The sequence below is a fragment of the Hydrogenophaga sp. genome (assembly GCF_035481345.1).
Classification (GTDB): Bacteria; Pseudomonadota; Gammaproteobacteria; order Burkholderiales; family Burkholderiaceae_C; genus Hydrogenophaga.
This window is the reverse complement of the sequence record NZ_DATIGV010000122.1, coordinates 1-6,771: the sequence shown is the minus strand read 5'-3', so window position 1 is coordinate 6,771 and position 6,771 is coordinate 1. Positions and strand designations below refer to the sequence as shown.

At 67.1% G+C, this 6,771-nt stretch carries 7 protein-coding genes; 2 read left to right on the top strand and 5 right to left on the bottom strand.

Annotated features, from left to right (window positions below; translation table 11 throughout):
• The 5 genes from VLG41_RS13505 to VLG41_RS13485 form a co-directional block, all read right to left on the bottom strand.
• A partial coding sequence (locus VLG41_RS13505) for an ABC transporter ATP-binding protein (protein WP_325349923.1) occupies positions 1–710 on the bottom strand: 710 nt, incomplete at its 3' end.
• A 17-nt stretch (positions 711–727) separates the two neighbouring features.
• The gene (locus tag VLG41_RS13500; RefSeq protein ID WP_325349922.1) at positions 728–1,549 is read right to left on the bottom strand and encodes a carbohydrate ABC transporter permease; all 822 of its coding nucleotides are present in this window, start codon (positions 1,547–1,549) and stop codon (positions 728–730) included.
• 2 nt (positions 1,550–1,551) lie between these two features.
• Complete coding sequence (locus VLG41_RS13495) at positions 1,552–2,409, bottom strand: sugar ABC transporter permease (protein ID WP_325349921.1); 858 nt, start codon at positions 2,407–2,409, stop codon at positions 1,552–1,554.
• A 33-nt stretch (positions 2,410–2,442) separates the two neighbouring features.
• Entirely contained in the window at positions 2,443–3,648 is a 1,206-nt protein-coding gene (locus VLG41_RS13490) for a sugar ABC transporter substrate-binding protein (RefSeq protein ID WP_325349924.1), read from the bottom strand.
• Positions 3,649–3,932: 284 nt separating this feature from the next.
• Entirely contained in the window at positions 3,933–4,571 is a 639-nt protein-coding gene (locus VLG41_RS13485) for a TetR/AcrR family transcriptional regulator (protein WP_325349920.1), read from the bottom strand.
• 118 nt (positions 4,572–4,689) lie between these two features.
• On the opposite strand from VLG41_RS13485, the gene VLG41_RS13480 reads away from it, so the two are divergent.
• A complete protein-coding gene (locus VLG41_RS13480; RefSeq protein WP_325349919.1) occupies positions 4,690–5,916 on the top strand; it encodes an MFS transporter in 1,227 nt (408 codons plus the stop codon).
• 92 nt (positions 5,917–6,008) lie between these two features.
• Entirely contained in the window at positions 6,009–6,560 is a 552-nt protein-coding gene (locus VLG41_RS13475; protein WP_325349918.1) for a chlorite dismutase family protein, read from the top strand.
• Positions 6,561–6,771 lie beyond the last annotated feature (211 nt).

The window sequence follows — 6,771 nt, the reverse complement described above, 5'->3', positions numbered from 1 at the left end:
GGCATGCCGATGAACTGCGCGACGAAGCGGTTGGCGGGGCGGTCATACAGCTCCAGCGGCGTGCCGACCTGCTCGATCACGCCGTCCTTGAAAACGACCACGCGGTCGGCCAGGGTCATGGCCTCCACCTGGTCGTGCGTGACGTAGATGGAGGTGGCGCCGAGCGCGACGTGCAGCTTGTGGATCTCCACGCGCGTGTTGCCGCGCAGGGCCGCGTCGAGGTTGGAGAGCGGCTCGTCGAACAGGAAGACCTTGGGCGCGCGCACGATGGCGCGGCCGATGGCCACGCGCTGGCGCTGTCCGCCGGAGAGCTCGCGCGGCGTGCGCTGCAGGTAGGGCGTGAGCTTGAGCTGCTCGGCCGCGTGCGCCACCTTGCGGCGGATCTCGTCCTTCGGCACCTTGGCGAGCTTGAGGGCGAAGGACATGTTGTCGTACACGCTCATGTGCGGGTAGAGCGCGTAGCTCTGGAACACCATGGCCAGGTCGCGCTGGCCCGAGGGCATGCGCGTGATGTCGCGGCCGTCGAGCATGAGGCCGCCGCTGCTGATGTGCTCCAGCCCGGCGATGAGGCGCAGCATGGTGGACTTGCCGCAGCCCGAGGGCCCGACGAAGACGATGAACTCGCCCTGGCGGATGTCCAGGTCCACGCCGCGGATGACGTGCACGTCGTCGAAGCGCTTGTGGATGTTCTTCAGTTGGAGGTAGGCCATGTCGGTGGTTCCCTGGGTCACTTGACGGCGCCGAAGGTCAGGCCCTGCACGAGCTGCTTCTGGCTGAACCAGCCGAACACCACGATGGGCGCGATGGCCATGAGCGAGGCGGCGGAGAGCTTGGCCCAGAACAGGCCTTCAGGGCTGGAATAGGAGGCGATCAGCGTGGCCAGGGTGCCGGCCTTGGCCGAGGTGAGGTTGAGCGCCCAGAAGGCCTCGTTCCAACTGAGCACCAGGCACAGCAGGCCGGTGGAGGCCAGGCCGCCGACGGACAGCGGCAGCACGACGTGGCGGAACTCGGTCCACAGGCTCGCGCCGTCCATGCGCGCGGCCTCGAGGATTTCGTTGGGGATGTCCTTGTAGCTGCTGTAGAGCATCCACACCATGATGGGCAGGTTGGACAGCGTGAACACCACCGTGAGCGCGCTCAACGAGTCGAGCAGGCCGGCCGTCTGCGCCAGCACGTAGATGGGCACCAGTGCGCCCACGGCCGGCATCATCTTGGTGGAGAGCATCCACATCAGGATGTCGCGCGTGCGCTTCGTGCGAAAGAACGCCATGGAGTACGCGGCGGGCGCGGCGATGAGCAGGCCGATGACGGTGGAGGCCACGCTGGTGATGAGCGAATTGCGCGCGTAGAGCAGGTAGTCGCTGCGGCGCTGCACCTCGCCGAAGTTCTCCAGCGTGGGCTCGAACACGAACAGCGGCGGCACGGCGATGGCCTGCAGTTCGGTCTTGAAGGCCGTGAGGAACAGCCAGCCCAGGGGGAAGAACAGCAGCAGCGCCGCGGCCCAGGCGCCGAGGGTCCGCAAGGTGGTGAACAGCGGGTTGGGCGGCATGCTCAGTCCAGGTTCTTGCCGATGATGCGGATGAGGAAGACCGCGACGATGTTGGCCAGCACCACCGCGAACAGCGCACCGGCCGAGGCCACGCCGACGTCGAAGTTCATCAGCGACTGCTTGAAGATCAGGTAGGTAAGGTTGGTGCTCTCGTTGCCCGGGCCGCCGGCGGTGGTGATGGCGATCTCGGCGAACACGCTGAGCAGGAAGATCATCTCGATCATGATCACCACGGCCATGGGCCGCGCCAGGTGCGGCAGCGTGAGGTACCAGAAGCGCTGCACCGCGCTGGCGCCGTCCATGCGCGCGGCCTCCATCTGCTCGCGGTCAAGCGACTGCAGCGAGGTGATGAAGATCAGGCAGGCGAAGGGCAGCCACTGCCAGGCCACCATCACGATGACCGAGAACAGCGGCAGGTCGGTGAGCCAGTCCACGGGCGCGAGGCCGAAGAACTTCCACACGTTGGCGAGCACGCCGTAGATGGGGTTCATCATCATGTGCTTCCACAGCAGCGCGTTGACCGCGGGCATGACGAAGAACGGCGAGATGAGCAGCACGCGCACGATGCCGCGCCCCGGGAAGGGGTCGTTCACCAGCAGCGCCAGCAGCACGCCCAGCACCACGGTGATGAGGATCACGCTGCCGATGAGCAGCAGCGTGTTCGCCACGGCGGGCCAGAAGTCGGGGTCGGTGATGAAGTACTCGTAATTGGCGAGCCCGGCGAAACCGTGCTGCCCCGGTAGCATGAGGTTGTAGTTGACCAGGGAGAACCCGATGGTCATCAGCAGCGGCACGAGCATCCAGAGCAGGAGCGCGATCACCGCCGGGGCCATCAGCCCCCGGGGAAGCAGCCGGTTCATGCAGCGATCCGAGTACGGGCGAAGGGGGCGCGCTTACTTGTAGTAGCCGGCCTTCTTCATTTCGCGCTCGGCCATGGTCTGGCCGGTCTTGAGCGCCTGGTCCACCGTGACCTTGCCCGACAGCGCCGCGCTCATCTGCTGACCCACCGCGACGCCGATGGCCTGGAACTCCGGAATGGCCGCGTACTGCACGCCCACGTAGGGCGACTTGGGCAGCGTGCTGTCGTTGGGGTTGGCCGAGTCGATGGCCTTCTTCTCGGCGGCGGCGAACTTGGCGACCTTCTGGAACTCGGGGTTGGCGTAGGTGGACTTGCGCGTGCCGGTGGGCACCATGGCCCAGCCCTGCTCCTTGGCCACCAGGTTGATGTAGTCCTTGGAGGTGGCCCACTTGATGAAGGCCTGCGCGGCCGCGTCCTTGGTGGAGCTGGCGGGGATGGCCAGGTTCCACGACCACAGCCAGTTCGCGCCCTTGGGCGTGGTGGCCACCGGTGCCTGCGCGAAGGCCACCTTGTCGGCCACCTTGGACTGCTTGGGGTCGCTGATGAAGGAGGCGGCGATGGTGGCGTCCACCCACATGGCGCACTTGCCTTCGTTGAAGAGGGCCAGGTTTTCGTTGAAGCTGTTGGCCGAGGCGCCGGGCGGGCCGTACTGCTTCATCAGGTCGACGTAGAAGGTGATGGCGTCCTTCCAGGGCTTGCTCTCGATCTGCGGCTTCCACTGCATGTCGAACCACTGGCCGCCATGGGTGTTGACCATCGTGGTGAGCAGAGCCATGTTGTCGCCCCAGCCCGGCTTGCCGCGCAGGCACATGCCGTACACGCCGGCCTTGGGGTCGTGCGCCTTGGCGGCGAAGTCCTTCACCTGTGCCCAGGTGGGCTGCTCGGGCATCTGCACGCCGGCCTTGTCGGCCAGGTCCTTGCGGTACATGAGCATGGAGCTTTCGGCATAGAAGGGCGCGGCGTAGAGCTTGCCTTCGTGCGAGAGGCCGCTGCGGATGGCGGGCAGCAGGTCGTCCACGTCGTAGGCGGCGTCGGTGGCGATGGGTTTGAGCCAGCCCTTCTTCGACCAGATCGGCGCTTCGTACAGGCCGATGGTCATGATGTCGAACTGGCCACCCTTGGTGGCGATGTCGGTGGTGACGCGCTGGCGCAGCACGCCCTCTTCCAGCGTCACCCACTTGAGCTTGACGCCGGGGTTGGCGGCCTCGAAATGCTTGCCGAGCTTCTGCATCTCGATCATGTGGCCGTTGTTGACGGTGGCGATCACGAGCTCGGTGTTGGCGTGCGCGGCGCCTGCGCTGAGCAGGGCGGCCGCCAGGAGGGAAGCGGTGCGAAGGTTCACGTTTGTCTCCAGTTCATCTCGTCGAAAGCGGACGGCGACCCATGAAGGCCGTGAACGGGATTCTGTGCAGCCTGCCTTTCGCCATCGGTACGGAATGGGGTGGTGTCCGTACTTTCTTGCGCGGTCGGTTCAGGATTTACCCTAGGAATCGGCGCAAAGTTTGGGATCAGGCGCCTCGTCGCTCAGTCGCTGGTCGAGGAAGGCGATCGGCCCGGTTCACGGTTGTCGCTGGGCGGTTGGCGCAGCAGGCCATCGAGCAACTGGCGAAAACCCGCCACCGCCTTCTTCGAGGTGGCTTCGGGGTCGCTGGAGCCCGCGATCCAGACGGCGGCGTGGGTGCTCGCTCCGTTGATGAGCCGCGCCAGGGCTTCCGGGTCGCCGTCGATGAGCACGCCGTCTTGCTTGAGCGCGGCCAGGCTGGCCGTCAGGCCGTCGATGCAGCTCTTGGCGCTGGGGCACTGGGACTGGTCGCCCAGCACGGCCGGGGCGTCGCGGAACATGATGCGCTGGATCTCCGGCTCCAGTGCCATCTCCACATAGGCGATCCACTCGTCCACCACCGCCTGCCAGCGGTTGGGCGCCCGGGCGGCAATGGCCTTCAGCCGCGCCGACATCTCGGCGTCGATCTGATCCACCACCGCCTGCAGCAGGCCCTTCTTGTCGCCAAAGTGGTGGTACAGCGCGCCGCGCGTGAGGCCGGCGGCCGAGGTGAAGTCGTCCATGGACGCGGCGGCGTAACCCACGCGGCCGAAGGCCTGCCGCGCAGCGGCGATCAACTTGCCGCGGGTCTCGGCAATCATGTCCTGGCGGGCTCGGCGCATGGGGGCTCCAATCAAACACATACAGAACGTACGTGAATTGACATACGAAATGCACGTCAATAACATACATACGCCACGTATTTTATTGTATTCCCCCACCCCATTCCAGGAGCCACCCGTGCCCAACCCCTACGCAAGAATCTTCAGCGAGCCCGGTGCCAAGGGCTTTTCCGCCGCGGCCTTCATCGGCCGGCTGCCCCTGGCCATGGCGCCCATCGGCATCGTCGCCATGCTGTCGCAGACGCTGGGCGCGTACTGGCTGGCGGGCGCCGTCGCGGCCACCTACGGCATCGGCAACGCCTTTCTGGCGCCCCAGGTGTCGCGTCTGGTCGACCGCTACGGCCAGACCCGCGTGGCCGCGCCGGCCACGGTGGTGTCGGCCCTGGGCTTCCTGTTGATGGTGCTGGCCAGCCACCTGGCTTGGCCGGCCTGGACCCTGTTCGCCTCGGCCCTCGGCGCAGCCACCTTGCCCAGCATGTCGGCGATGGTGCGGGCCCGCTGGAGCGAGCTCTTTCGCGACCGGCCCGAGCTGAACACCGCCTTCGCCTTCGAATCCTCGGCCGACGAGCTGCTGTACATCTCGGGGGCCTCGCTCTCGGTGGGCCTGGCCGCGGCCTGGTTTCCCGAGGCCGGCATGCTCGCCTCCACGCTCTTCCTGGTGCTGGGCTCGGCCGCCTTTCTGGCGCAGCGCGGCACAGAGCCGCCCGTGCGTGCGCCGCAGGCCCATGGCCCCACGGGCTCGGCGATCCGCCTTCGCGCGGTGCAGATCGTCACCCTCGCGCTGGTCTTCGTGGGCGCCATCTTCGCCACGGCCGAGGTCAGCGCCATCGCCATCACCAAGGCGCTCGGCCAGCCCGGTGCCGCCAGCCTGGTGATCGGCGTGTACGCGGTCGGCTCCTTCGTGCTGGGGCTGGTGCTGGGCGCGCTCAACCCGCGGCTGGCCTTGCACCGCCAGTTGCTGATCGCGCTGGGCGTGCTGGCGCTGACCACGCTGCCGCTGCTGGTGGCCGGCTCCTCCGTCGCGCTGCTCGCGACCGCCGTGTTCCTCAGCGGCGTGGCGATCTCGCCCACCTTCATCACCGCCTTCGGACTGATCGAGCGCCGGGTGCCGGCGTCGATGCTGACCGAGGGCGTGACCTGGGTGATGACGGGCATCGGCATCGGCATGGCGCTGGGGGCCTTCGTCGCGGGCTGGGTGGTCGACACCTTCGGCGCGCAGAACGGCTTCTGGGTGTCGGTGGTGGCCAGCGGCGCCGCCGTGCTGACGGTGGCGCTGGGGCAGCGCACGCTGGCGGGCGAGCGCGCGGCGGGAGCGGCCCAGCCGGCGACGGTGCTGTCGCGCTGAGCTGGCCCGCCCCGTCGCGCTGTAAGACCGGCGCGGCTGGCGCGACCACCGGTGAAGGCGCCTGTGCCGCGCCCCAACCACCGAAGCCCGCCATGTCCCCGCGCCTGTTCACGTTTTCCGCAGCACACCACGGCCCCTGGGTGGTGGTGAATCAGACCACGGTGGCCGGTGCGCCACTGCCGCAGGCAAGCCACCTGCGGATTCAGGCCGGTGCGCCGGCATCGGCGCCGGGCCCGTGGTCGCTGCGTGGCATCACCAGCAACGAGCGCTACGTCGAACGCGCGGAACGGGAAGCGCTGGTGTCCCGTCAGGTCGGCCTGGGACAGGCTGGCCATACCTGCGCAGCACTGATCCCGATCCGCAAGTCATCGGCCTGGTGGGCCTTGACCCAGGACGAACGACGGCATGTGCTGGAAGAGCAGTCGCAACACATTCGCCTGGGCATGAACTACCTGCCGCAGATCGCCCGCCGCCTGCACCATTGCCGGGACCTGTCGGACAACGAACCCTTCGACTTTCTGACGTGGTTCGAGTACGCGCCGCGCGACACCGGTCTGTTCGAGGAACTGCTGAACGCGCTGAGGGGATCGCCGGAGTGGGCGTATGTGGAGCGCGAGACGGATATTCGTCTGGTGGGCGGTTGACGCTCGGTGCGCGCCCGAGGGGATCGGGGATCTGGCGCGGCTGGCGGGGATCGAACCCACGACCCTCGGCTTCGGAGCCCATGCAATCGCTGCGTAGATACAGCGATTTCGAGATGCATTAATCAGGATTCGTCAGTGCTGATCAATCAGATCAATGACTTAGCGCATCTCTCTTGTGACGTCAGATAGTGCCTGTCAATGACTACAACAC